We start from the raw sequence: 25,256 nt of genomic DNA on the forward strand, positions 1-25,256 counted from the left end.
ATTTCTCCCCATGAGGGGTTATGAGATTTCATATCCCTGAAAGAATTCTTCGCCATATTTGTTATTTCTCCCCATGAGGGGTTATGAGAAGGGAGAAGAAGATGGCTATGACTGGCAGAAACAGTTATTTCTCCCCATGAGGGGTTATGAGTGAAACGCATATCTGATTACGGAATTGAAAATTATGTGTTATTTCTCCCCATGAGGGGTTATGAGGTCATGGCAAAATTGAGCGATATGATTGTTTCAAATGTTATTTCTCCCCATGAGGGGTTATGAGGGCTTAATAGTGACGCTGACTCTTTTTTTCGGTCTGTGTTATTTCTCCCCATGAGGGGTTATGAGGCCTCGCAGCCATGCCTGATCCCTGGTGTCAGGCCCAGTTATTTCTCCCCATGAGGGGTTATGAGACGGATGCTGGCCTTTCGTCGACAACAACAACTTTGTTATTTCTCCCCATGAGGGGTTATGAGTTGGCTTACACATGGCAATCACAAACCTGACGCCCGGGTTATTTCTCCCCATGAGGGGTTATGAGGCCTGAACTCAGGCATCGCCCAAAATCCCTGCGTAGTTATTTCTCCCCATGAGGGGTTATGAGGCATCTCTCTTAGAGTCCGTCCTGTAGTCAAATCTGTCGTTATTTCTCCCCATGAGGGGTTATGAGTTGGCACTCACTGCGGCAGGCTTGGCCATCCCTGTGGTTATTTCTCCCCATGAGGGGTTATGAGAGCTTGTTTTCAGCGGAACATGCCACGACTGCAAAAAGTTATTTCTCCCCATGAGGGGTTATGAGCTTGAACCGCTTTCTCACGGCGGAGATGTCAAGGCCGTTATTTCTCCCCATGAGGGGTTATGAGACGATGATATGTCTCAAATGCTTTTTCCGCCGGATATGTTATTTCTCCCCATGAGGGGTTATGAGTCAGGGCATACACTCCATACCTGGTGAAGTGCTTTTGTTATTTCTCCCCATGAGGGGTTATGAGGGTTTTGAAGATTTGTTACTGCCTGCGGGCCGTCCTGTTATTTCTCCCCATGAGGGGTTATGAGGGAGAGCAGCGGCCAGAGAACAGGCACGGGAAGAAGGTTATTTCTCCCCATGAGGGGTTATGAGATGCCGGGACAAATCACGCTGCCGGGGAATTACTTGTTATTTCTCCCCATGAGGGGTTATGAGCGGTAGAGGGGGTCGGGTCGGTTTACGGGATGCAGAGTTATTTCTCCCCATGAGGGGTTATGAGGTGTCGTTGTGCAGTATCCGTCATCTCTCCGGTACTGCGTTATTTCTCCCCATGAGGGGTTATGAGGACCGTGGCCGGTGCGACCGGAGCAAACGGAGTCACGGTTATTTCTCCCCATGAGGGGTTATGAGTGTTATCGGAAGCGTCCCTCCTGTAACAATGAGGGTAGTTATTTCTCCCCATGAGGGGTTATGAGTCTGAGAACTGATTTGCAATCTACTCAGGATATTTTGTTATTTCTCCCCATGAGGGGTTATGAGCTAATTACCCTGTCGAGAATGTCAGGAACGGCCCGTCGTTATTTCTCCCCATGAGGGGTTATGAGATTCATACGGAGGTGCGCTAATATCGTTACCGTATTGTTATTTCTCCCCATGAGGGGTTATTACTATCCGACCAAATAAGTTTTGAGGGGTGAAATGTGGTTAGTCCTGCAAAGATAGTGATGAATCCCGTTCACTCCCCCGATTATCGGGACACTGAATCTCATTCATCACTGCTTGTGCAGGACTACCAAATTTTTCTGATTATAATGCCTTTTGGGGGAGCCTGACAGACTGTCCCGAATCTTTATCTTGCAAAATTTTATGTCAGAGCTTCCGGAATCCGGCCAGGGCAAAAGAACAGAATATTTCGGATTCAGTGGGACAATCCCCCTGAAACGGGCCGGGATTTGCCTCTTATACATTTTAATTTCAAAAACTTATATCCTTTCTAAAAGGCGTTGTAATCAGAAAAAATGGCTGGAAAATGCGTCAAAGGTGTAACAGCTTTTACCGTCGAAGCCATTATTCCCAAACACATAACAAGTGTTCCTGTTCCCTTTTTACGAGGCCACTCTGTGTCATACCCAACCCCCGAACCGCATCTGAAAAACATCCAAAACAATCTCCTGCAACCCTTTTGTATTTTTCATTTTTTCAGACATATCTGCCGAACCCTTTGACAATCTGAAGCAAATGGGATAACCTGACCTCTGATCCGAACGGGTAATGAATCACCAAAGTGTTTCACATTTCCCTGAAAGAACAGGGAACAGTAAATGGGTTGTCATATTTTAACTTTTATTCAGAAGGGAGAATATCATGAGGCGTTCTGTATCCACTTTTATCATTTCTCTTTTGCTGGCAGGTATCATTCTGAATTTTAGCTGCCTGAGCAAATCCCGGGCAGCAACAAATTGCAGCATTCAGACAAACATTCCGCAAACTGAATGTGAATGTCTGATCTCGTTTTATAACGCCACTGACGGCCCCAACTGGGATGACAGTCCGGACAACAACTGGAATCAGGATAACGACCTGATCAACTGGACGGATCTCACGATCAGCGGCGGGCATGTAACAGAAATAGACAGAAGAAGCGTCAGTCTGACCGGAACGCTTCCTGATCTGAGTGACCTGCCTCAGTTGCAGGTACTCTCACTGGGAACCAACACTCTCACAGGTTCCATCCCTGATTTAAGCAATCTGACAAACTTACAGGAACTCCTTTTACCCAACAATCAGCTGACCGGGACGCTCCCTGATCTGAGCGACCTGACCCGTTTGGAGGCCATCCGGCTGGATAATAATCAGTTTACTGGCGCAATACCTGATAATCTGGATGGTCTGAGCCGCCTGGAAACACTCCGCCTGGACAGAAACCAACTGACAGGGACCATCCCTGATAATCTGAACGCGCTGACCCATCTGGAATACCTTCAGTTATTCGACAACCAACTGACCGGTGACGTCCCGGATCTGAGTGAACTGACCCGTCTGAAAGTGCTGAACCTCTCCGAAAATCAACTGACCGGCACCGTCCCCCCTGTTTTAAACAAGCTGACCCTTTTGGAGAGTCTCAGCCTGTCTGACAACCACCTCAGCGGATATATACCTGATCTGACGACCTTGTTCAGCTTGCAGGAACTCAACCTTTCCGATAACCGATTCAGCGGAACATTTCCCGATCTGACCGGCCTGATTAATCTTCAGGAGCTTTGGCTGCAAAACAACCAACTGAGCGGCGATATTCCGCTTTCTTTCAGCAAACTTGCAAATCTGTCTGATGACAAATTAGATATAGATTATAACAAATTAACCGCTTCTGATGCGGAAGTCATTTCCTTTCTTGCCCTCAAAGCCCCGGGCTGGGCAGAAACTCAGACTGTGCCGCCTGAAAATATAAACGCGGCACTTTTATCAGGAGACAGCGTTAAAATCACCTGGACACCGATTTCATATACAGACGACAGCGGATATTACCGGGTCAGATATGCTCGTGAATCTGGCGGGCCATACACCGAAGCAGGCGTCACAGATGACAAAACCGCGGACCAATATGAGATTAACGGCTTGTCACCCGGGACTTACTATTTTGTGGTGGAAACCTACACACCTGCCCATGATAACCAGCAAAATAATCTGACCAGTGATATCAGTTCGGAAGCGGAAACACATGTCACCGGTTTCCCGGAAATCAATGTAAAAGCAGATACCACTGATATTTCAGATGGCAGCAGTTTTGACTTTGGTTCCGCATCCCTGGGAACCCCAATTTCTGTTATTTTCACCGTGGAAAATAACGGCGATACCGACCTGATTCTCACGGAACCCATTACGCTGCCCCGGGGGTTCACGCTGTTAAGTTCTTTTGACAGCACCACGGTAAGTCCGGCAAGTTCGGCCGTTTTTGAGGTTCAGCTCAATGATGTGCTGGATTCTCCCGGGGGCGAGCTTTCCTTTGAGAACTCCGACCGCGATGAAAATCCGTATCATTTCACCATCAGCGGCACAGTGAATCCTGCCCCGGAAGCGGAAATTGAGGTGTCAGAAGGCAGTGTCACTATCCCGGACGGCGGCAGGGTTCAGTTCGGCACCACCATTGTCGGTGCGCCTGTTACAAAAACCTTTACCATCACCAACAAAGGAACGGATGCCCTGACGCTCAACAATTTTCAGTTACCCTCGGGATTCAGTCTGACCGACGCATTCCCTGACAGTATTGCAGCAGGGGGAACGGAGAATTTTCAGATTCAGTTGGATGCCTCGGGTGAGGGTGTGTTCAGTGGCGAACTTGAGTTTGAGAATAACGACAGTGATGAGACGCCTTACAATTTTACCATCAGCGGGACAGTGAATCCCAAGCCTGTACCGGAAATCGGGATAACATCTGGCAATGTCAGCGTTCCGGATGGCGGCAGCATCGAATTCGGTGTCACTGAGATGGGCGCGCCTGTTGTTAAAATGTTTACTGTCAGCAACACAGGAACGGCTGCTCTGACTCTCAGTCCTCCTGAATTACCAACAGGATTCAGTCTGCTCGGGGCATTTCCTGATAATGTTGCGGCCGGAGGGACAGACAGTTTTCAAGTTCAGATGGACGCATCTGCTGACGGCGAATTCAAAGGGCTTCTCCGCTTCGGGACCAATGACAGCGATGAGAATCCGTATGTTTTTACCCTCAGCGGCACGGTTCATACAGAGCCGGAAATTGAGGTGTCGGAGAACGGCACTGGGATTCCGGACGGGGGCAGTGTGATCTTTGGCAGCACGCTGCCCGGCCAGCCTGTGCTGAAGACATTTACCATTAGCAACACTGGCAAGGCTGTGCTGATGCTTAGTAATTTCACTTTGCCAAATGGCTTTGATTTGGCCGGGACATTCCCTGACAATATTGCAGCAGGCAACACAGGAACTTTTCAGGTTCAACTGAGTGCCGAGACTGACGGCACTTTCAGCGGGACGCTTGAGTTTGAGACCAATGACAGTGATGAGAATCCTTATGATTTCACCATCAGCGGCACGGTAAATCCTGAACCGGCACCGGAAATTGAGATATCAGATGAGGACGATGACATTCCGAACTTTGGCAATGTTCATTTCGGTAACACGACCCTTGGCAAGCCTGTTGTCAAAACCTTTAGCATCAGAAACAGCGGAACAGCTGTGCTGACCCTCGGTAATCCTGAATTCCCAACAGGATTCAGTCTGGCCGGGACATTCCCCGGCACTATCGCAGCAAATGCCACAAGCAGCTTTGGCGTTCAACTAAATGGCGATGCTGAGGGCGAATTCTCAGGCACGGTCCGATTTGAGACCAATGACAGGGATGAAAATCCGTACAATGTCACCCTCAGCGGAACCGTGAAACCGGCCCCGGAACCGGAAATCAGGGTCTCAGATGAAAACCGCGACAAGGTCCCGGATGGCGGAAAAGTTCAGTTCAATGACACCTTCGTGGGAACCCCTGTCATTAAAACCTTCACTGTCAGGAATAAGGGGACAGACTCGCTGAAACTCAGGGACCTTGAAATACCGGAAGGTTTCAGCCTGGTCGGTGCGTTCCCCGGAAAAATTAAACCCGGGGACACAGACACCTTTCAGATTCAGCTTGACGCGGTCAGGATTGGCGAATTCAGCGGTAAACTCCGATTTGACAACAATGACAGCGATGAGTCCCCATACAATTTTACCCTCAGCGGTACGGTGAATGTGATACCGAAACCTGAAATTGAGGTGCTGAGTGACAGCGCAACTATCCCGGATGGCGGCAGCGTGACATTCAGCAGCACCACTGTGGGAATACCTGTCATAAAGCGTTTTACGATCAAAAACACCGGTTCGGCAGAACTGCTCCTCAGTCATCCTGAATTACCAGATGGCTTTGATTTGTTCGGCGTGTTTCCGAGAAATATCGCGGCGGGTGCCTCATCTGATTTTCAGATTCGACTGGACGCGGCAGCAGATGGCGAATTCAAAGGCATCCTCCGGTTTGAGAACAATGACGCCGATGAAAATCCCTACAGTTTTACCCTGAGCAGTATGGTTCATCCGAAACCTGAACCGGAAATCGAGGTGCGGGATGACACCGGACATATCCCGGATGACGGAACAGCTGATTTTTACAATACGCTTGTCAGCATACCGATAACGAAAACCTTCACTGTCAGCAACACGGGAACCGCGGATCTGATCCTGGGTCATCCTGAATTATCGGAAGGATTTATGCTGCTCGGGGATTTCCCGGAAACCATTGCAAAAGGAGAGACTGACAGCTTTGAGATTCAACTCAGCGCTGATGTTGTCGGCATTTTCACTGGCACACTCCGGTTTGACAACAATGATGCTGACGAAAATCCCTATAATTTTATCCTCACAGCAGAGGTTTATCCGGAACCAAAGCCGGAAATCGAGGTGTCGCATGATGGCACGGATATCCCGAATGACGGCACTGTCAGTTTCGGAACCACCACGGTTGGCACTCCTGTCACCAAAATCTTTACCATCAGAAACACAGGTACGGACGTATTAATTCTCAGTGATCCTGAACTGCCCGAAGGCTTCGGCTTACTCGGGGAGTTTCCTGAGAATATTGCCATGGAAGGCACAGCGCGTTTTGAGGTTCAGTTTGACGCATCTTCTGACGGTATATCAGAGGGAATGTTCCGATTTGAAACCAGCGACAGCGATGAGAATCCCTATGTTTTGACGCTCACGGCCGAGGCATCTCCCGAACCGGAGCCGGAAATCGAGGTGTCGCATGATGGCACGGATATCCCGAATGGCGGCGCTGTCAGTTTCAAAAGCACCACGGTCGGCAGTCCTCTCACCAAAATCTTTACCATCAGGAACACGGGGATGGCTGAACTGAATATCGGGGCTATCTCTTTACCAGAAGGCTTCACTTTGAAAGGTGTCCTCCCTGCCAATATCGCAACAGGCGGGACTGACAGTTTTGAGGTTCAACTTGACGCATCTGCGATTGGAGAATTTAGCGGGATTCTCTGGTTTGACAATGATGACAGCGACGAAGCCCCATACAGTTTCACCATCAGCGGCACAGTTCATCCCGAACCAGAGCCGGAGATCGAGGTGTCGGAGGAGAATACTGACATTCCGAAACACGGCCATGTCAATTTTGGCGACACCCTTGTCGGCACACCCGTGATCAAAAATTTTAGCATCAGAAACACAGGCGATGCTGTGCTGAATCTCAGCAACCTTGAATTTCCCAACGGCTTCAGCTTGATTGGAGATTTTCCTGAGGATGTGGCTGCCGGAGAGGCCGACAGTTTTCAGATTCAGCTGGACGCGGGAAATGACGGCGCATTCGAAGGTGTCCTTCTGTTTAATACGAATGACAGCGACAATGACCCCTATGAGTTCACGATTCATGGGGTGGTGACAGCCTTGCCTGTGGCGGATAACAGGCCGGTAATCACCGGACAATATCCTTTATCCACGTCAGAAGAAACTGCACTGACCATTACGTTAAATGATCTGACCGTCACGGACCCGGATAATGTTTATCCTGATGACTTCACGTTGACAGTCCGGGAAGGTGAGAATTACAGGCTTAACCATTCTGTTGCAGACGTTCAGCTCACTCTCGTCATGGTTACAGGAGATGTTGACGGAGACGGCGACGCGGACCTGATTGTAGGAAATTACGGCCAGACCAACCGCATCTATCTGAATAACGGGACAACCGATCCGTTCAGAGGGGTGAGCGGCCTGGATATCTCAACAGACAAACATCGTACTCGGTCATTAGTCCTGAGCGATGTTGACGGAGACGGTGATTTGGACCTGATTGCCGGAAACAACAATGAAACCAATCAGCTTTATCTGAACAACGGGACAAGCAACCCGTTCAGATATGTGAAGGGCCTGGACATTACTGCGGACACGGACCATACTTACTCTGTGGTTACAGGAGATGTTGACGGAGACGGCGACGCGGATCTGATCGCCGGAAACAAGGGCGAAACCAATCGGCTTTATCTCAATAACGGAACACGCAATCCGTTCAGCAATGCGGCAGGTCTGGACATTACAACGGACAGAAATCATACAGTATCGGCAATTCTGGAGGATATTGACGGAGACGGCGATTTGGACCTGATTGCCGGAAACGACGGCGAGACAAACCGGCTTTATCTCAACAACGGGACAACTGAACCATTCAAAGACATCATCGGGACGGACATCAGTACAGACACGGATCATACCCGGGCACTGATTCTGGGGGATGTTGACGGAGACGGCGACGCGGATATGATCGCCGGCAATGACGGTGAGACAAATCGGCTGTACCTAAATAATGGCACATCTGATCCGTTCAGCAATGCAGCCGGCACAGATGTTACTACAGATGTAAGTCATACGGCCTCGCTATTCTTAGATGATGTTGACGGAGACGGTGATCCTGATTTAATCGTGGGAAATGACGGTGAAATAAACCGCGTCTGTTTGAATAACGGAACCCGTGTCCCGTTTTATTCGCCTGCCATGGATATTTCTGCGGATATTCATCACACGCGTTCCGTGCTGCTGGCGGATATGGACGGAGACGGTGATGCGGACCTGATGACCGGCAATTATGGCGAACCCAATCGCCTGTATTTCAATAACGGAACAAGAGAACCTTTTAACGCGGCCGGCGTGAATATTATGAGAGATGAGTATCATACGCTTTCGCTGGCTATGGGCGATATTGACGGAGACGGTGATCCTGATTTGGCTGCCGGAAGGGACAACGGGCAAAGAAACCTTATATATCTGAATAAGGGCCTGAGGAGCGGTCTGTTTGATGAAGATTTGAGAAGTGTTGAAAATCCGCCGGATGACGGCGATACGCTGTGCCTGGTTCTGGGCGATGCGGATAATGACGGCGACGCGGATATGATTACAGGAAACCATGGCGCGAATCGTCTGTATCTCAGTAACGGAACATCGGACCCGTTTCGCAACACAGCAGGAATGAATATTTCAACAGATATTCATCAGACGCGTTCCGCAGCGCTGGGAGATATTGACGGAGACGGCGATTCGGACCTGGTCGCGGGGAACTATGGCGACCCCAATCGTTTGTACCTGAATAATGGGACAGATAACCCGTTTCATGGCATAACTGGCACGGATATTACATCGGACAGTCATCATACCCGCTCGGTGGTTCTGGGAGATGTTGACGGGGACGGTGATTTGGATATGATTGCCGGAAATGACGGCGAGACAAATCGTTTGTATCTCAACAACGGAACCACCGAGCCGTTTGACAACGTAACAGGCATGGAGATTACCAGAGATGTTCATCATACTTATTCTGTTGCTTTGGGGGATGTTGACGGAGACGGGGATTTGGACTTGATTGCCGGAAACGACGGCGAGACAAATTGTGTGTATCTCAACAACGGAACATCTGAGCCGTTCAAACAGGTCATTGGCGCAGATATAACAAAAGATTCTGATCATACTCGTTCCGTGGCTTTGGAAGATGTTGACGGAGACGGGGATTTGGATGTGATTGCCGGGAATGACGGGGAAAGAAATCGTGTGTATCTCAACAACGGAACATCTGAGCCTTTCAAAGACGTAATGGCCGCAGATATTATGAGAGATGCTCATCATACCCGGTCAGTGGTTTTGGGAGATGTTGACGGAGACGGAGACGCGGATATCATTGCGGGGAATCATGGAGAAGGGAATCGTGTGTATCTCAATAACGGCCTGGGAAAATTCTTTGCCGAAACCGCTGGCACAGAGATTGACAATCTCCCCGACAACACCATTATTCCCGCAACGGATTTTAACGGCAGACTCAGCATTCCGGTGAAGGTGAATGACGGTATAAATGACAGTGACGTATTTTATCTTGATGTCCGGGTGGAGAAAGTAAATGATCCGCCGGTGATTACAGGACAGACATTTTTATATGTGCCGGAGGGGACATCCCTGCCCATCACAGCGAATGATCTGACCGTCACAGACCCGGACAATGTGTTTCCTGATGATTTCACCCTGAAAGTCAGCGATGGTGAAAACTACACATTTTCACACACCTCTCCCTTTCAAAGCAGGCAAAAAGAAATTATCATCACCCCGGGAGATGGCTTCAGCGGTATGCTGAGGATTCCGCTAATGGTCAATGACAGCAGAAATGACAGCAATCTGTTTCATCTTAATGTGATGGTGACATCGGAAAATCATCCGCCGGTCATCACGGGACAAACTCCTTTATCCACAAGCACAGGCGTATCACTCACCATTACACTGGAGGATTTGGCAGTGACAGACCCGGACAATGTTTTCCCGGATGACTTCACCCTGATGGTTCAGGAGGGGGAGAACTATACTGTTTCCGAGAACGTCATAAGCCCGGCTGATGATTTTACAGGAATGCTCACAGTTCCGGTAATGGTCAGCGACGGCACCAGTGACAGCAATCTGTTTCTTGCGGATGTCGAAGTGAGAGAAAATCACGTTCCGGTGATTACAGGGCAGAATCCTTTGTCAACAGAGGAAGAAACGCCTCTCACCATCACGCCGGCGGATGTGGTGGTGACGGATCCGGACAATGTGTTTCCGGATGACTTTACGCTCACGGTGCTGGATGGCGAAAACTATGACCGTTCGGAAAACACGATCACCCCGGTTCCCGGTTTCAGCGACACGCTCACGGTTCCGTTGACGGTGAACGACGGGACTGATGAAAGCGATGTCTTTTATCTCAGCGTCATCGTCAGTTCGGACGCGGATGGCGACGGTATGCCGGATACTTGGGAATCGGAATTCGGACTTAATCCGTTTTTTGACGATGCAGACCAGGACCTGGATGGTGACGGATACAGCAATTTGCAAGAGTATCTTTATGGTACGAATCCTGATGATATCAGTTCAGCACCGCAGCCTCCCACAGCCAACGCGGGGGATGATCAGACCGTGGATGAGGGGCTTACGGTGATATTGAACAGTTCTGATACAACAGATCCGAAAAACCTGATTTCCGAATATCGCTGGATTCAGACCGAGGGAATTCCCGTAACCCTGTCCGATGAAAACGCGCCGAATCCGACTTTTGTGACACCGCCAGTAGCTGATGGCAGCCAGATTGTGCTTACCTTTCAGCTGATGATTACGGATCGTGCAGGATTTGAGACAACGGATGAGATAACAGTGAGGATCAATGACAACGGCATTACGGATTTTTCCGATGACGTGCTTGCTTTCAAATCCGCAACCGGAGAAAATATGGGGATCAAAGTTCTCAGTGGCGGAGACCTGATAAGCTTATACGTCATCTCGTCTGATATGATACCGGAGACTGAGGATAAGCCGGAGAATCTGATTTACAGTCTTATTGATATGCAGGTGAAATGCTTTGCCGAAAACGATACCGCACTTCTCGAAATTTATCTCCCCGCGTCCGTGTCGGATCACTATAAAATGTATCAATATCGCTCGGCAGGCGGATGGTCGGATATCGTTGCCAATGCGCTTTTCAACGAGTCCGGAGACCAGATAAGCCTTACGCTGACTGATGGGGGGGCAGTGGATGAGGATGGTATTGTCAACGGGGTTATCGCCGCTATTTATGGGCCTGGCACACCTCCGGAAAGCGGATCTGACGGCGGAGGCGGAGGCTGTTTCATTGCCACTGCAACTTACGGGCATGATTCCTGTTTTGCAGACAGAGGCGTTCAGTTTCTCCTTTTACTCGTACTGGCAACCGTTTTTGCCTTGTTCTCGTATAGAAAATTATAAAATTTGCCCGCCTCCGCCACAGGGATTTCATATAAGAAAGAGATTCAATTCCCTTTCTTATACAAAATCCCTGTGGCGAAAAGGAAAATGCTCATTCCTCTTTACATTATAAAAAAGGAGAATTAAATAATGGAAAATGCAGTTTATGAAAAACTTGCAAAACATCTTGACAAACTTCCGGGAGGTTTTCCTCCTACGGATTCAGGTGTTGAACTGCGGATATTAAAACGGCTCTTTACACCTCATGAGGCGGAAATTGCCACAGCTCTCAGAATGAAGTTGGACCCGCCTTCTGCCATTGCAAAACAGCTTGATATGAACGAATCAGAACTGACACCGCTTCTGGAAAGCATGTCTAAAAAAGGACTTATTCTCCGTTCAGGCAAGAAGGGAAAGAATCATTACATGGCAGCTCAGTTTATGGTCGGCATATGGGAGTATCATGTCAACGATCTTAATGAAGCGCTGATTCATGATGCCAATGAATATATTCCGCATCTGATGAAGGAAATATGGGTAAAGCAGAAAACAAGGCAACTGAGGGTCATTCCCATATCAAAAAGTATTTCTGCGGAAATGAACGTCATGGCGTATGAAGAAGCGGAAAAGATCATCAGAGCAGAGTCAAAAATTGTGGTTGCGCCCTGTATCTGCCGAAAAGAGCACGAAATGGTCGGCAAGGGATGCGGCAAACTTCAGGAAGCCTGTCTCATCTTCGGCGGCGGCGCATTCTTTTATGAGGAAAACGGTCTGGGCCGTCCCATTTCCCAGGAAGAGGCGCTGGAGATTTTGAACAAGGGCATTGAACAAGGGCTTGTGCTTCAGCCCGGAAATTCTCAGAAACCCATGAATATCTGTATGTGCTGCGGGTGTTGCTGCCAGGTGCTGAAAAATCTGAATAAGTTGGAGGAACCTGCCAAGGCTGTGTGTTCTAATTATTACGTCACAGTCAATGAGGAAAACTGCACCGCGTGCGGAACGTGTGAGGAACGCTGTCAGATGAACGCTATCACGGTGGAGGATACAGCACAGGTCAGTTTGGCAAGATGTATCGGATGCGGTATTTGTGTGGCCGCGTGTGATTCCGAAGCAATGGTGCTTGTGGAAAAAGACGCGTCAGAAAAATATATTCCCCCTAAAAATACAGTCAGGATGTATATGAAGCTTGCTCAGGGAAGAGGTGTGATGTAAACACCTCGTTCGCGATAAACAGCAGCCGATCCCGTACCCAAACTCTGTTTTGGGTACGGGTTTTCACACAATTGGAAACCGAATTTCGGGAAGGATACGGGCAAAAAAAGGAGGAAAAAATGAAAAAGGCAATGTATTTTCTTTTAGGTCTCATTCTGTCGGCTTTGGTGGGGATAAATGCTTTTGCGATGGCTGAACTTGAAATTGGTGATGCAGAAGCCCTGCCCGGAGAAACGTTTACAGTGGATATTACCATAAACAATGCAACGTCCGCCATAAGAACCACAGAAATTGACATCGGATATGATTCCGATGTGTTAGCGTTCCAAAACGGCGAGGCTGCTGACGGAGAATGGCTTTTTGAACTTATCAGCGAAGTCGAGCCTGATTTGACAAATCCCCGGTCCGGCCAGGTTAAGATTCTGCTAACTGCGGCATCCATGTACGGAATTGAGGAAAATACAAACGCGGTATTGGCAAAACTGACTTTCAGGATGGCGGCGGATACTGAGATTGCTTCAGACACGCTCTCCTTTTTATCTCCGGGTCCTGTATTACGTGATGCTGATAACGATGATATTCCCTATACATCTTCTGACGGAACCGTTATCAATATTGACACCAGCGGATATATTGAGGGGTATGTCACGCCGAATGTACCGGTGATTCTGACGACAACAGGGAATGGCCGCGGAGAGACTGATCAGGACGGATATTATCGTATATCCCATATCGCAGGTGAGTTCTTTTTGACGGCACAGTCAAAGGCAGCGGATAAGTATAAAACATACACTGCCGAGATTACGGTCAATGAACGGGAGACAACCACAGCGGATATCATCCTGACAGAATTGCCGGTCGCCTCTATAACGTCTCCGTCTTCAAACCTGAGCATAACCGAGGGAGGAACCATTAATTTTCAAGGGACTGTTACCGGCGGAAGCCCCCCGTTTGGTTATTTATGGGACTTTGACGGTGAGGCTGAAAATTCACTTGCAGAAACCCCTCAAAAAATAGCTTTTCAGAATCCGGGAAACTATATTGTTACTTTTACTGTCACCGACGCTGACGGAGATACGAGCAGTGATTCACTGACAATAACAGTAAATGAAAAGATTCTGACGACGACAACAACAGTTCCGGGTGCGACCACAACTTCAACCGTTATTTCTCCGACGACAACAACACTTCCGGGTGCGACCACGACTTCAACCGTTATTTCTCCGACGACAACGACACTTCCGGGTGCGACCACGACTTCAACCGTTATTTCTCCCACGACAACAACACTTCCGGGTGCGACCACGACTTCAACGCTTGCTCCGACGACAACGACAGTTCCGGGTGCGACCACGACTTCAACCGTTATTTCTCCGACGACAACGACAGTTCCGGGTGCGACCACGACTTCAACCGTTATTTCTCCTACGACCACGACTGCTCCGGGTGCGACCACGACTTCAACGCTTGTTCCGACGACAACAACAACACTTCCGAGTGCGGCCACGACTTCAACCGTTATTTCTCCGACAACAACAACAGTTCCGAGTGCGACCACGACCTCAACCGTTATTTCTCCGACAACGACTGCTCCGGGTGCTACCACGACTTCTACCGTTATTTCTCCTACGACAACGACATTGACTCCGGGAGCAGCAACCATCACGGCAATTGCAACCCCGGATAACGGCGGAAGTATAAAGCCGTCCGGCACTGTTATGGTGGCTTACGGAGAAGATCAGAGATTTAAAATCAAACTGAATAACGGATGGAGAATTAATAAAATCAAGGCAGATGGAAATAAAATTGATTTAGAAAAGGACCTGGATGAAAAAAACAGATATATCTTTAAAAAAGTTACCGAAGATCATACCCTGGAAGTGTTTTTCAAACAGACACATATGATCAATGCGTATGTAAAAGAAGGCTGGGAAGCCGGAACCATAGACCCTCCGGGCCTCGTTATGACAGATCACAGAGAAGATCAGACATTTACAGTAACACTCAATGAGGGGTATGAAGACTGGAAATTTGATGTGGCTGCTGACGGAGAATCACTCGGACAGATATCTGCTTATACGTTTACAAATATTACTGAGGATCATGAAATTTCCGTTACATTTCAAGACCCAATGGCAGATTACGGATACATCCGAGGCTTTGTGACACCCAATATCCCGACAATTCTCACCACAACAGGCAACGGATACGCTGACACGGATGAGGAAGGACATTTTTATATGCCGCATCGTTCTGGCGAGTTTATCTTAACAGCCGCTCCGAAAGAATCAGATAAATACAAAACATATCGCGTAAAGATTACCGTCAATAAAGGAGAGACCCGTGAGCTTGATCCTATTGTTCTGGCTGAGTTTCCGTCCGCACTGATCATATCCCCGGGTTCCGATGTGGTCGTTGACACAGGTGAAGCTGTTTATTTCCAGGGAAGCTTTACCGGTGGCAATGCGCCATTTGCCTATTCATGGAATTTTAACGGCGGGGCTGCGGATTCTGAATTAAAAGTTCCCGGAAATATTGTTTTCCAGACTCCGGGAGTTTATCCTGTCAGTTTCGCCGTGACTGACCGAGACGGAGATATGTCCGCTTGTTCAATAACAGTAAGTGTAAACGAACGCATTCCCGAACAGTATATCATAACAGCCGGGGCAGGTCCCAATGGTGTGATAACGCCCGCGGGTGATGTGTTTGTCGAGGAAGGCACAGCACAGACATTTACCATGACACCAGAACCAGGATATCAGGTGTATGATGTCACAACAGACGGAGAATCCCTGGGAACGGTTTATAGCTATATTTTTGCCAATGTCACTGACGATCACGAGATTCATGTTACTTTCAGAGAGTCGCCGGGGGCCGTGACAACATGGGAACCGGGCGGAGAAATACAGGCTCAGGGACAGGACTATCTGATTATCTCGGATCCGGGATATGAAGTGGATAATGTGGTGGCGGACAATGTGTCACTCGGATCAGTTTCCGAACATACATTTCCGGATGACGGTTCCGAACACACCTTACATGCGACCTTTAAAGAATCCTCATTAACAGTTACGTCAGGAGAGAACGGCACTGTCACGGTTACGGTAAATGATGACGGAGGGCGGACCGTCACCATTATTCCTGACTCCGGATATGAGGTGTATGATATCCTGGCAGACCGCGTATCCGCAGGCCCGGATGATACCTATACTTTCCCTGATGACGGCGCTGATCATACAGCGCATGTAACCTTCGGAGAACTGATGGAAATAACGCCAACATGGGGAGCCGGAGGAAGAATAGAAATATGGGATCAGACATTTTTAATCATTCCCGATTCCGGATATGAAGTGCATAATGTAGTGGCGGATGGCGTGTCCCTGGGAGCAGTTTACCAGTATGTCTTCCCGGATGACAGAGAAAATCATACCATCCACGCGACATTCAGGGAATATCCCATAAAGATCACGCTGAATGAAAACGGAAAGGTAAGTGTTACGGCGAATCAGGACGGAACTCACACAGCCGCGATCATTCCTGATTCCGGATCCGAGATATATGGGGTTGTCATAGACGGCGTATCCATGGGACCCATTGAAACTTACACCTTTCCGGATGACGATCTTTCTCATTCCATCCATGCGACTTTCTGGGAACCTGCAATACCGGACGGATATATTGAGGGTTATGTGACGCCGAATATACCCGCGACAGTAAGCACAAGCGCAGGCATCTGTGCTGAGGCGGATGAGGAAGGGTATTATCGGATATCGCACATTCCCGGTGAGTTTGTCTTAACGATCACGCCAAAAGAATCAGATAAGTATCAGCCTTACACCATAGAGATTACTGTCATAAAAGGGCATACCACTCATCTTGACGAAATTACGCTTTCTTCTGTTTGCCAGGCAGTTGCAGCGTTCACAGCATCTCCCGCGGACGGCTCCGCGGGCGTGAGGATAATATTTGACACAACCGGGTCCGCGGGTGAGCTTTCTTTTGATTTCGGAGACGGGGATACAGGAGCAGTCCCGCCAGATGACATCATCACTCATGAGTATGCGGAAACAGGCGAGTTTCAGGTGACGCTGACAGCAACAGGTACGGACGGATGCTCAGATGTTATGACGAAAAAAGTCACTGTCACCGCGGCTGAATCCGGATATATCAAAGGCAGGGTCACGCCGGGCATTCCTGTGATTCTGAGTACAACCGGCGGCAGTTCAGCGGAAACAGATGACGAGGGGCGTTATTATATGTCTCACATCCCCGGAGAGTTTGTTTTAACTGTCCGGGCAAAGGACTCAGACCCCTACAAAACATACACTGCCGAGATTACTGTCATTGAAGGGGAAACAACTGATCTTGATATCACGCTGGTTGAATTACCAGCTGCGTCAATAGCATCTCCCCATATGAATATAACTGTGAACAAGGGAGATTCTGTGAATTTCCAGGGGGCTGTTACCGGCGGCAGGCCGCCATTTTTCTATTCATGGGATTTTGACGGCGGGGCTGAGAATTCCGCAGTAAAAGCGCCCGGAAATGTCATGTTTGAGAAACCGGGGAGCTATGACATCACCTTTACCGTTACTGATGCTGACGGAGATACAGATAGTCATTCTGTGAGGGTAAGCGCAGATGAAACGAGTCTGACAACAACAACCATCAGTCCAACCACTACGACTCTCATTCCGACAACAATGACCACGACGACGGTCACAACTTCCTCAACCCTGACGCCGACGACGGTCACAAGCTCCTCAACCCTGACACCGACGACGGTCACAATCTCCTCAACCCTGACGCCGACGACCGTCACAACTTCCTCAACCCTGACGCCGACGACCGTCACAACTTCCTCAACCCTGACACCGACGACCGTCACAACTTCCTCAACCCTGACACCGACAACACTGCCAGAAGTCTCCGACTTTCCTGTCGCGTCAATCGTGGTCCCGGGTTCGGATATGACGATAAATGAGGGGGAGTCCGTTAAGTTCGAGGGGGCTGTCACAAGCGGAAATCCTCCGTTTGCTTATTCATGGAATTTTGGCGGGGGTGCAGATGAGAATTCAGGGGCAGAACACCCGGAAGATGTGACATTTCAAACTGCCGGAGATTATACGGTTGTTTTTATAGTGACCGATGAAGATGGAAATACAAGCAGTGATTCGGTGAAGATCATCGTAACAGTGTCCGATGATGACGGATGTTTTATTAACGCTGCGGGCGGCCATCATGATTTGCCGATTGCAAAACTTATTGTCCCGGGGCTTATGGTTCTGCTTCTGTCTCTGATAAGGCTGTTCTGTAAAAGTGAAAATTAAAAACAGAGGGTGGGCTTTTGCCAGGCTCGGCCCCCCCTCCGTGATATTTTTTACTTATCGGAAAAACTATTTTCTCGACTTTGCGTATCCAATGGAACTCAGCGCCTCTTCCATTTCTCCCAGCGTCGCGGGATCATCTATGGTGGCAGGGGCTTTGTAGTCTTTGTTGTCCGCAATCTTCTGGATGGTTCCCCTCAGAATCTTCCCGGAACGGGTCTTGGGCAGGCGTTTCACCACCGTGGCCGTCTTGAACGCGGCCACGGGCCCGATGCGCTCCCGCACCATCTGAACCACCTCTTTGATAATTTCATCATTGGCTTTGGTGACACCGGCCTTCAGCACCATGAACCCCACGGGAATCTGCCCTTTGAGCTTGTCCTCGACCCCGAGCACCGCGCATTCGGCCACGTCGGGATGGTCGGAAAGTACCTCCTCCATCGCGCCTGTGGAGAGGCGGTGTCCCGCGACATTGATGATGTCATCGGTACGGGACATGACATAGACATACCCCTCCTCGTCAATATACCCCGCGTCCGCTGTTTTGTAGTATCCCGGAAATTCCTCAAGGTAAGCCTTGACATAGCCGTCGTCATTGTTCCAGAGCGTGGGGAGGGTTCCCGGAGGCAGCGGCAGTTTCACCACCAGCGCGCCGATGTCACCGGCCTTCACCGGCCTGCACTCGGGGTCCACGACCTGGACATTCCACCCCGGCACGGATTTCGTGGGCGAGCCGTATCTGACCGGAAAATGATGCAGGCCCATGCAGTTGGCGCAGATGGCCCACCCGGTCTCGGTCTGCCACCAGTGGTCAATCACCGGCACGCCCAGATTCTTCTCCGACCACTGGATGGTGTCGGGATCGGATCTTTCCCCCGCGAGAAAGAGGATTTTGAAGTTCGAGAGATCATATTTTCTGATGAACTCGCCTTCGGGATCCTCCCGTTTGATGGCGCGGAAGGCCGTGGGCGCGGTGAACTGGATTTTCACCTTATGCTCCGAGATGATCCGCCAGAACACGCCCGCGTCCGGCGTGCCCACCGGTTTTCCCTCGAAAAGTATCGTGGTGGCGCCTTTGAACAGCGGCGCGTAAACAATGTAAGAATGCCCGACCACCCAGCCCACATCGGACGCGGCCCAGAACACATCGCCCTGATCTATGTCATAAATGGCCTTCATGGTCCATTTCAGCGCGACCACATGCCCGCCGTTGTCCCGCACCACGCCCTTGGGCTGGCCGGTTGTCCCGGAGGTGTAAAGAATATACAGGGGATCCGTGGCAGCCACGGGAACGCAGTCATGGGGTTCGGCCTTTGCCATGGCATCGTTCCAGTCAATGTCACGGCCCGCGATCATTGAAGCCGTTTCCATGGGACGCTGGAAAACAATACAATGTTCAGGCTTTGTCTCCGCCATTTCAATGGCGCCGTCGAGAAGCGGTTTGTAGGGAATGACCTTTTTGCCTTCGACACCGCAGGAGGCCGAGACAATCACTTTCGGCTTGGCGTCGTTGATTCGGGTCGCCAGCTCCTTTGCCGCAAATCCGCCGAAAACCACCGAATGCACCGCACCGATACGGGCGCATGCGAGCATGGCAATGGCCGCCTCGGGAATCATGGGCATATAAATAATAACACGATCCCCTTTTGCAGCGCCCTGGGCAGCAAGAACACCTGCAAATTTGGCAACCTCGTCCCTCAGCTCGGTATAAGTATATTTCTTAATCGTGTCCGTAACCGGGCTGTCATAGATCAGGGCAACCTGATCCCCGATGCCGTTATCAACATGATAGTCCAGCGCATTGTAGCAGGTATTGATTTCTCCGCCGACAAACCAGCGATAGAACGGCTTATTGGAGTCATCAAGGACCTTGTCCCATTTTTTATACCAATGACAGTCTTCAGCCGCCTCGCCCCAGAACCCTTCAGGATCATCAATGGACTTTTTAAATGCTTCATCATATGCGTTGCTCATGTTCTTCTCTCCTGTATTTTATTTATGGAAAAAGTGTTAAGTGTTAAGTGTCATGTGCCAGGTCTCAGGTCTCAGGCATCAAATGTCAGACATGTTCTCCGCCTCCGTCCCTTAATCCGCGACTAAAAAATAGCAAGTTTAAATGCTAATCACCAATTACCAATCACTAATCACCAATTACCAATCACTAATCACTAATCACTAATCACTTTTTTTCAAAATTTCCACAAGTTCCTGAACCGCGTCCGCGGATTTGGACAGGGCTGCTTTTTCGTCATCAGTGAGTTTAATCTGAATAATATCTTCTATACCGTTTGTCCCCAGTTTTACAGGAACGCCGATGAACAGATTGTTTATGCCATATTCGCCTTCAAGATAGGCCGCGCAGGGGAGGATTTTTTTCTTGTCTTTGAGTATGGACTCAGCCATTTCCACTGCCGCGGACGCGGGCGCATAAAATGCACTTCCGGTTTTCAAAAGGCTGACGATCTCCGCTCCGCCGTTTGCGGTTCTTTCAACCAGGGCGTCAATGCGCTCTTTGGGCATGAGTTCCGTGATGGGGATGCCGGCCACGGTGGAATACCGGGGCAGCGGAACCATGGTGTCACCGTGGCCCCCGAGGACAAACGCGTGGGTATTTTCAACAGACACGTTAAGCTCCATGGAAATGAAAGCTCTGAACCGGGCAGAATCCAGCACACCGGCCATTCCCAAGACCCTGTTTTTGGGAAAGCCGCTGGCTTCAAACGCGACGTGACACATCGCGTCAAGAGGATTGCTCACAATAATAAGAACCGCATTGGGAGAGTATTTCGCAACTTCGGTAACAACGCTTTTCATGATCCCTTTGTTGGTGCTAATCAGATCATCCCGGCTCATCCCGGGCTTTCTGGGAATTCCCGCCGTGATGATGATGATATCAGAATCTTTGGAAGCCTCATATCCGTTGGCTCCTGTCACATGGGCATCATGCTTTTCAATGGGAGCGGCTTCTGTGAGGTCCAGGGCTTTTCCCTGGGGCATCCCTTCCACGATGTCAATCAGCACAACATCGCATAATTCTTTTTCTGCCAAACGCTGTGCTGCTGTGGCTCCCACGTTGCCTGATCCGATTACGGTAACTTTCTTGTCCATGAATTTCTCCTTTTATATTAAAAATGAATGATTGGCTATGAAAAGTTCGTAGTTACGCCTTTAGGCGGTGTCAGCCCGCCTAAAGGCGGAACTACAAACCTGAGATAAAAATACTGGAAAACTTTTGGTTAGGTACTTACTTGCCTTCTCTTCCGTCGTCACAGGGGGCATCTATATTATCAAGCCGTGAATGTTCCGCAGTGGCGGATACGGCGCAACTCGGATCATCTTCTGCAACTGCGGAGGCTTCGCTGATTTCAGATGTTTTCTGTTCCTCGGTCGGCGTTCCCTCTGCCATAAGCTTCAACCTCTGATAACGGGCTTTGTATTCCTCTTCCAGAGCCGCACGCAGTTTCTTGGATTCCTCCGGAAACGCCTTTTCCAGAGATGCGTAACGGACTTCGCCGGACAGAAATTCCTGAAGGCTGTCATCCGGCTCTTTGGAATCGAGAATAAACGGATTCTTTCCTTGGGCCTTCAAAACCGGGTTGTAACGATACAAGGGCCAGTAACCGCACTGCACCGCGAGTTTGGTCTCTTCCTGGCTCTTGCCCATGCCTTTCTTGATGCCGTGGTTGATGCAGGGCGCATATGCCATGATCAGCGAAGGACCGTCATAATTCTCGGCTTCGGTAAGCGCTTTTATAAGCTGCTGTTTGTTCGCGCCCATGCCCACGTTCGCCACATACACATAGCCGTAGGTCATTGCCATGCCGCCCATGTCCTTTTTGCCGGTCTTCTTGCCGGACGCGGCGAACTTTGCCACCGACCCCGTGGGCGTGGCTTTTGAGGACTGACCCCCGGTGTTGGAATAGACTTCGGTGTCATATACCATGACATTGATATCCTCGCCTGAAGCTAAGATATGATCAATGCCGCCATAGGCAATATCATACGCTGACCCGTCTCCGAGGAATATCCAATAGGACTTTTTCGTAAACAGCTTTGACAGGCTTGAGATTTCGCTCAGAAGCGGATTTTCCCTGTACAACGGCAGAAACGACTTCATTTGGTCCCCGTATTTTTTCGAGCCTTCGGGGTCTTGCATATTGTCGAGCCATCCCTGAATAGCATTTTTCACCTCCTGAGAAATATCCTCATTCAGGGCATTCTGCATCAGGCCAGTCAGTTTTGTACGTTGCTGGAGATGCCCCAAAAGCATCCCATAGGTAAATTCCGCAGGGTCTTCAAACAGGGAACTGCCCCAGCTGGGGCCGAAGCCCTCCTTGTTCACGCAGTAAGGAATGGCCGGTGCGGAACCGCCCCAGATAGAAGTGCAGCCCGTGGCGTTTCCGATGATCATCCGCTCCCCGAACAACTGGGTGAGGAGTTTTGCATAAGGGGTTTCGCCGCATCCCGCGCACGCGCCCGAGAACTCCAGCAGCGGCTCGCAGAACTGGCTGCCTTTGACAGTGTTCCGCTTCGCCAGATCATCCCGCACCGGCAAGGTAAGGGCAAACTCATAGTTGGAAGCCTGTTCTCTCTGGGTGTCAAGAGGTTTCATAACGAGAGCAGGTTTCTTTGCCGGACAAATGTCCGCACAGTTGCCGCAGCCCATGCAGTCCAGAGGGTTGACCTGCATACGAAACTGATACCCTTTGAGTTCTTTGCCTACCGCCTTTTTTGATTCAAACGCCTGCGGCGCTTCAGCAGCCTCGTTATCGCTGATAAGGAACGGACGAATAGCCGCATGAGGACAGACCATGGCACACTGATTACACTGAATGCAGTTGTCCATGATCCATTCCGGCACGTTGATCGCCACGCCTCGTTTTTCATATTTTGCAGTGGCTACGGGAAAGATACCATCCGGTGTAAACGCACTCACCGGAAGTTTGTCACCCTGCTGTGCCACCATGGGACGCAACACTTTTTTCACAAAATCCGGCTCATCTTTGGCCTGTGGGGCCGCGGCCGCGGCATCTGCCCAGGATTCAGGATAACTGATCTCGGTCAGATGATCCAGGGTCTTATCCACCGCGTCGCAGTTCATGTTGACAATCTTATCTCCTTTTTTGCCGAACATTTTTTTAATCTGGCCCTTGAGATAAGTGATGGCATCCTCAACCGGGATGACGTTTGCCAGCTTGAAGAACGCGGTCTGCATGATCATGTTGATTCTGCCCCCGAGTCCTACCTCGCCCGCAATCTTCACCGCGTCAATATTGTAAAATTTAAGCTTTTTCTGAGCAATGGTCCGGCGCATCTCCGCAGGAAGTTTCACTTCCATGTCTTCGGCTGTCCACGGGGAGTTCATGACAAAGGTTCCGCCATCTTTGATCCCTTCCAGTAAATCATAGATATCCACATACGCAGCGTTATGACATGCGATGTAGTCAGCCGCGTCAATCAGATATGTGGATTGGATGGGGGTTTTGCCGAAGCGGAGATGAGACATGGTCACGCCGCCGGATTTCTTGGAGTCATAAGCAAAATACGCCTGGGCATACATGTCTGTGTTGTCGCCGATGATCTTGATCGCGCTCTTGTTTGCGCCCACGGTTCCGTCTGCTCCGAGACCCCAGAATTTGCACTGTACTGTTCCCGGAGGCGCGACATCAAATCCGGGATCCACTTCCAGGGACGTATTTGTCACATCGTCCGTAATTCCCACGGTGAAATGTTTTTTGGGTTCGGCCGACTTCATATTGTCAAAGATTGCCTTTACCATCCCGGGATTGAACTCTTTGGACCCGAGTCCGTATCGTCCGTTGAAGATGGCAGGCATCACACCGCCGCGTTCCATATAAGCTGTACACATATCCAGATAGAGCGGATCTCCCAGCGCGCCCGGCTCTTTGGTACGGTCGAGAACCGAAATGGTCTTAACTGTCTCAGGCATGACTGCAAACAGATGTTCCGCCGAAAACGGGCGATACAGACGCACTTTGATCAGCCCGACCTTTTCTCCTTTTCCCGCGAGATAATTTACAACCTCTTCGATGGTTTCGCAGGAAGAGCCCATCGAGATAATAACCTGTTCCGCATCCCGCGCACCCACATAATCAAAAAGTTTGTAGGGACGTCCGGTAAGGTCGCCGACTTTTTTCATGTACTCGGCCACGATCCCCGGTATTTTGAGATAATACGGATTACGGGTTTCCATGCCTTGAAAATAAATATCCGGGTTCTGGGCTGTTCCCCGAAGTTCAGGTCTTTCCGGATTTGCGGCTCTGGCACGGAATTTCGCAACCGCATTCCAGTTTACCAGATTCGCCATATCATCATACTTGATCATTTCAATCTTCTGGATTTCGTGGGAGGTACGGAACCCGTCAAAGAAATGGAGGAACGGAACACTGCCTTCAATCGCGGCAAGATGCGACACTAAGGCGAGATCCATGGCCTCCTGAACCGAGGCCGAACCCAGAAGCGCAAATCCGGTCTGACGGACTGCCATGACATCCTGATGATCTCCGAAAATGGAAAGCGCATGGGTGGAAATGGCACGGGCTGTGACGTGCAGCACTCCCGGGAGCAGCTCCCCTGACATTTTGTACATATTGGGAATCATCAGAAGAAGTCCCTGGGAAGCGGTGAAAGAAGTGGTGAACGCGCCCGCTGCCAGAGCACCATGAACAGACGCGGCTGCTCCGGCTTCCGACTGCATCTGGCGAACCGTCATAACCTGACCAAAAATATTTTTACGTCCTGCCGCGGCCCATTCATCTGCAACTTCGCCGATGGGGGAGGAAGGTGTAATAGGATAAATTGCGGCCACATCGCTCATGGCATAGGCGACATGAGCTGCCGCAGTGTTTCCGTCAACTGTCTGCATGATTTTTGTCATAATATTGTACCTGTTTTATAGTGTTAGGTGTTAAGTGTTAGGTGTTAAGTGTTAGGTGTTAGGTGTT

At 49.7% G+C, this 25,256-nt stretch carries 6 protein-coding genes and 1 CRISPR repeat array (1 of these 7 running past the window's edge); of the genes, 3 read left to right on the forward strand and 3 right to left on the reverse strand.

Annotated elements, in window-relative coordinates:
- Positions 1–1,633: a CRISPR direct-repeat array (repeat unit 28 nt; unit sequence GTTATTTCTCCCCATGAGGGGTTATGAG) (it extends 5,183 nt beyond the left edge of the window).
- A 696-nt stretch (positions 1,634–2,329) separates the two neighbouring features.
- The 3 genes from dnm_RS13100 to dnm_RS13110 all read left to right on the forward strand — a co-directional run bounded on the left by dnm_RS13100 (position 2,330) and on the right by dnm_RS13110 (position 18,294).
- Positions 2,330–11,773, forward strand: coding sequence for a choice-of-anchor D domain-containing protein (locus dnm_RS13100; RefSeq protein WP_207683086.1), 9,444 nt, complete (start codon positions 2,330–2,332; stop codon positions 11,771–11,773).
- Positions 11,774–11,902: 129 nt separating this feature from the next.
- Positions 11,903–12,964 carry a 4Fe-4S binding protein gene (locus dnm_RS13105; protein WP_207683087.1) on the forward strand — a complete coding sequence of 354 codons (1,062 nt, stop codon included), beginning with the start codon at positions 11,903–11,905 and terminating at the stop codon, positions 12,962–12,964.
- A 119-nt stretch (positions 12,965–13,083) separates the two neighbouring features.
- Positions 13,084–18,294 (forward strand): PKD domain-containing protein, encoded by a 5,211-nt coding sequence (locus tag dnm_RS13110; RefSeq protein WP_207683088.1) that lies wholly within the window; start codon positions 13,084–13,086, stop codon positions 18,292–18,294.
- A gap of 66 nt (positions 18,295–18,360) precedes the next feature.
- On the opposite strand, the gene dnm_RS13115 is transcribed toward dnm_RS13110, so the two are convergent.
- The 3 genes from dnm_RS13115 to nifJ form a co-directional block, all read right to left on the reverse strand.
- Complete coding sequence (locus dnm_RS13115) at positions 18,361–20,265, reverse strand: propionyl-CoA synthetase (RefSeq protein ID WP_207683089.1); 1,905 nt, start codon at positions 20,263–20,265, stop codon at positions 18,361–18,363.
- Positions 20,266–20,466: 201 nt separating this feature from the next.
- Positions 20,467–21,399 carry a malate dehydrogenase gene (gene mdh, locus dnm_RS13120; protein WP_207683090.1) on the reverse strand — a complete coding sequence of 311 codons (933 nt, stop codon included), beginning with the start codon at positions 21,397–21,399 and terminating at the stop codon, positions 20,467–20,469.
- Between the two features lie 136 nt (positions 21,400–21,535).
- Complete coding sequence (gene nifJ, locus dnm_RS13125) at positions 21,536–25,189, reverse strand: pyruvate:ferredoxin (flavodoxin) oxidoreductase (RefSeq protein ID WP_207683091.1); 3,654 nt, start codon at positions 25,187–25,189, stop codon at positions 21,536–21,538.
- Positions 25,190–25,256: the final 67 nt, after the last annotated feature.

The sequence above is a fragment of the Desulfonema magnum genome, from assembly GCF_017377395.1.
GTDB lineage: Bacteria > Desulfobacterota > Desulfobacteria > Desulfobacterales > 4be13 > Desulfonema_C > Desulfonema_C magnum.

Excerpts from the sequence above, each read along its gene's own strand:
- dnm_RS13100 (WP_207683086.1), top strand. The coding sequence starts at position 2,330 with ATGAGGCGTTCTGTATCCACTTTTATCATTTCTCTTTTGCTGGCAGGT.
- mdh (WP_207683090.1), bottom strand. The coding sequence starts at position 21,399 with ATGGACAAGAAAGTTACCGTAATCGGATCAGGCAACGTGGGAGCCACA.
- nifJ (WP_207683091.1), bottom strand. The coding sequence starts at position 25,189 with ATGACAAAAATCATGCAGACAGTTGACGGAAACACTGCGGCAGCTCAT.
- dnm_RS13110 (WP_207683088.1), top strand. The coding sequence starts at position 13,084 with ATGAAAAAGGCAATGTATTTTCTTTTAGGTCTCATTCTGTCGGCTTTG.
- dnm_RS13115 (WP_207683089.1), bottom strand. The coding sequence starts at position 20,265 with ATGAGCAACGCATATGATGAAGCATTTAAAAAGTCCATTGATGATCCT.
- dnm_RS13105 (WP_207683087.1), top strand. The coding sequence starts at position 11,903 with ATGGAAAATGCAGTTTATGAAAAACTTGCAAAACATCTTGACAAACTT.